This is a genomic window from Streptomyces sp. NPDC054840 (assembly GCF_053611065.1).
This window is the reverse complement of the sequence record NZ_JBSGZP010000728.1, coordinates 1-3,519: the sequence shown is the minus strand read 5'-3', so window position 1 is coordinate 3,519 and position 3,519 is coordinate 1. Positions and strand designations below refer to the sequence as shown.

Sequence of the window (3,519 nt, the reverse complement as noted above, 5' to 3'; positions counted from 1 at the left end):
CCTTCTTCATCCGGCTGCGCACCACGAGGGTCACGGCGAGCCCGAACAGCACGGCCAGCCCCAGCGCCAGCCAGGAGAACCGCTTCAGCCACGGCTCGGCGACGATCCCGACCGAGTAGATGACGGCCGTGGTGCCGCCGGCCCAGAGGATGCCGCCGAGGACGTTGGCGACGAGGAAGCGCCAGTACGGCATGTGCAACACGCCTGCCAACGGCCCGGCGAAGATCCGGAGCAGGGCCACGAACCGCCCGAAGAAGACGGCCCACATCCCCCACTTCTCGAAGGAGCGTTCCGCCAGCGCCACCTGCTGGGGTCCGAAGTGCTTGGGGAAGCGCCGGCCGAGCCGCTCCAGCAGCGGCTTGCCGCCCCGGCGGCCGATCGCATAGCCGATCGAGTCACCCACGATCGCCCCGGTGATCGCGCAGAGCCCCAGGATCACGGGGTCGATCTCCCCGTGCTGCGAGGCCAGCAGCGCCGAGCTGACCAGGACGATCTCTCCCGGCAGTGGGATGCCGAGGCTCTCGAGCCCGATGACCAGACCTACCAGGAGATAGATACTGACCGCCGGAATCGTCTCCAGCCATTCCTGGATGTGCACCGGTACGTCCTCCCGTGTCGTCCCCGGCGCGCCCCCTGTGACACGCCGAACGGGCAGCCTATCGGCTCGCCACGACCGCCTTGGACCTCAGTGCCAGTTCACGCGACGAACGGCCCACGAACACCTGCCGTCGGCCGGCACCCAGCACCCAGGCATGCTGCTCCGGGTCCCATGACGACAGCGCCCGCGCGGTGATGTCGAGGGTGACCCGCTCCGCCTCGCCCGGTGCCAGGACGAGCCGCCGGTAGCCGGCCAGCGCCCGCACCGGCTGGTCGAGCTCCAGCTCCGCGGACGGGCCGACGTACACCTGGGCCACCTCGGTGCCCTTGCGGCGACCGGTGTTGCGGACGGTGAACTCCACGCGCAGCCCACCCCGCTGCGGCCGGACGGTGAGCTTCTCGTACTGCCAGGTGGTGTACGAGAGCCCGTGCCCGAAGGGGAACAGGGGGGTCACCCGCTGGGCGTCGTACCAGCGGTGGCCCACGTGGATGCCTTCGGAGTACTCCTGCCGGCCGCCCACGCCGGGGTAGCGCAGCGGCTCGCCGCCGACGGGGGTGGCTTGCTCGTCGGCCGGGAAGGTCTGGGTGAGGCGGCCTCCGGGGTCCACGTCGCCGAAGAGGAGGTCGGCGGTGGCTCCCGCGCCCTCCTGGCCGGGGTAGTACATCTGGAGGACCGCTCCGGTACGCGAGAGCCACGGCATGGTCGTACTGGAGGAGGTGTTGAGCACGACGGTCGTCCGGGGGTTCGCGGCGGTCACCGCCTCGATCAGCCGTTCCTGCCCGCCCGGGAGCGCCAGCGAGGTCCGGTCCCGGCCCTCGGTGGCGTCCTCGTAGGCGAACAGCACCACGCTGCGGGCCGCCTTCGCGGTCTTCACGGCGTCGGCGAGATCCGCGGCGCGGGTCGCCCCGGTGGTGTGCCGGAGCCGGAAGCGCTGGCCCTTGTCCCCGCCCTCGGCGGTCACGGCGAGCCGGTGGGTGCCCGCCTTGAGGGCGAGGGTGGTGCGGCGGACGCTCATCCCGTCGGGTGCGGAGCCGAGCAGTCCGCCGGCGAAGTACTCGGCCACACCCTGCCGGACAGGGAACAGCTCCTCCCCGTCGAGGCGTACGACGGGACGCTTCCCGGTGTAGTGGACGAGCAGGGTCCACTCGTCGTCGGCCGCGAGCCGGAACTCCCCCTCATGGCTCCAGACCCGCCCGGGCTCCACGGCCCGCGCGTCCAGGTCGGCGACCGGGTTCAGCAGCCTCCCCGGGAGCGGCCGCCCGTAGAGGTCCTCCCCGAGGGCGTAGCGGACGGTCGAACCCTTCCCGGCCCGTCGCCGGATGGCGGTGAGCGGGGCGTCCGCCCCGTCGGGCACCACGTGCGCGCTGCCCCCGCCGCCGACGAAGGGCACCTGGCCGGTCGGTCCGATCACCGCGATCGAGCGGGCGGCGGCGCCGGTCAGGGGAAGGGTGCCGTGTTCGTTGCGCAGCAGCACGGCCCCGGCGGTGGCCACCTTGCGGGCGGTCCGGGCCCCGGCGGCTCCGTCGCGCGGGGGCCGGGCGGCGGGCGGGGCCGCGAGCAGGCCGAAGCGGTCCATGGTGGTCAGGATCCGGTGGACGGCGAGGTCTACGGCGGCCTCCGGTACGGAGCCGCCGCGCACCGCCTCGCGCAGCGGTCCGCCGAAGTGGGTGCCGTGGGGCATCTCCATGTCGAGGCCGGCGCCGATGGCGGCGACCGTGCTGTGGGCGGCGTCCCGGTCGGACATCACCCAGCCGTCGAACCCCCAGCTGCCGCGCAGCAGTTCGTCGAGCAGCGGCCTGCTCTCGCAGGCGTGGACGCCGTTGACCTTGTTGTACGCGCCCATGACGGCGCCCGCGCCGGCCGCCACGGCGGCTTCGAAGCCCCGTAGCTCGGTTTCGTGGAGGGTCTGCTCGGCGGCGATCACGTCGACGGTGTCGCGGCCGTGCTCCTGGTTGTTGAGGGCGAAGTGCTTGACGGTGGCGATCAGGCCCTCGTCCTGGATGCCGCGGACCATCTCGCCCACGAGGTCGGCGGTCAGGTGCGGGTCCTCGGCGAGGGTCTCGAAGTTCCGGCCCGCGTACGGGGTGCGGATGAGGTTGGCCATCGGCGACAGCACGACGTCCTGGCCGAGCGCCCGGCCCTCGCGGCCGATGACACGGCCGTACTCGCGGGCCAGCGCCGGATCGAAGGCGGAGGCGAGCAGGACCGGCGCGGGCAGTGCGGTGGCGGGTCTGGCGACGCGGACCCCGGCGGGCCCGTCGGCGAGGCGCAGGGGCGGGATGCCCAGGCGGGGTACGCCGGGGACGTAGCCGGCCTGGCCGAGGGAGGTGGGGTCGGGGGCTCCGTGCAGCAGGGCGGTCTTCTCGTCGAGGGTGAGCCGCTCCAGCAGGGCTTCGATCCGGGCGGCGCCCGTGGCCCGGGGTCCGGCCGGTGCGGCGGGCGGCTCCTTGGCGCCCTCGCCCGGCGGCACCCCTGGCACGCAGGCGCCCGCTGCGAGGGCCGTGCCCGCCGTGCCCGCCGCCGCGAGCAGGCGCATCGCGGAACGTCTGGACACGGCCTCGCTCATGGGCGCTCCCTGCGGCGTGGGTCGGGCGGGAGCGGCCCGCGCCGGACCGCTCCCGCGCCCACTGTGCGCCGCGCGCCCGCCGGGTCCGCCGAGACGCGCTACCGCGGTGTGAAGGTTCAGCCCTCCGGCAGCGGCGGCGCCTTCTCGACGCCGGGCCGGGTCTCGGCCTGTCACCGTACCCGCGCCCCGGTGCGGTGGCCGCGCGCGACTGCGGTCCCCCACGACGGCCCGAGCGCTCCCTCGCGTCCTGCGGCGGTCCGACTCCGGCCAGGTCGTCTCTTTCGGATCTTGTCGGTCGGGCCCGCGTTGTCCGGTGCCGTGCATCGCAAGGCGGAGGGGCGCCCGTGTACTGGAC

At 74.3% G+C, this 3,519-nt stretch carries 2 protein-coding genes; both read right to left on the bottom strand.

Annotation, left to right across the window (positions count from 1 at the left end; all coding sequences use genetic code 11):
* Window positions 1–598: DedA family protein (locus ACWGIU_RS33000; RefSeq protein WP_453711785.1), on the bottom strand; the 598-nt coding region annotated here is incomplete at its 3' end.
* A 58-nt stretch (window positions 599–656) separates the two neighbouring features.
* A complete protein-coding gene (locus ACWGIU_RS32995) occupies window positions 657–3,164 on the bottom strand; it encodes a beta-glucosidase (RefSeq protein WP_453711784.1) in 2,508 nt (835 codons plus the stop codon).
* Window positions 3,165–3,519 lie beyond the last annotated feature (355 nt).

Bases quoted from the DNA above. Each gene is read 5' to 3' on its own strand.
- ACWGIU_RS32995 (WP_453711784.1), bottom strand. From the start codon at position 3,164: ATGAGCGAGGCCGTGTCCAGACGTTCCGCGATGCGCCTGCTCGCGGCG.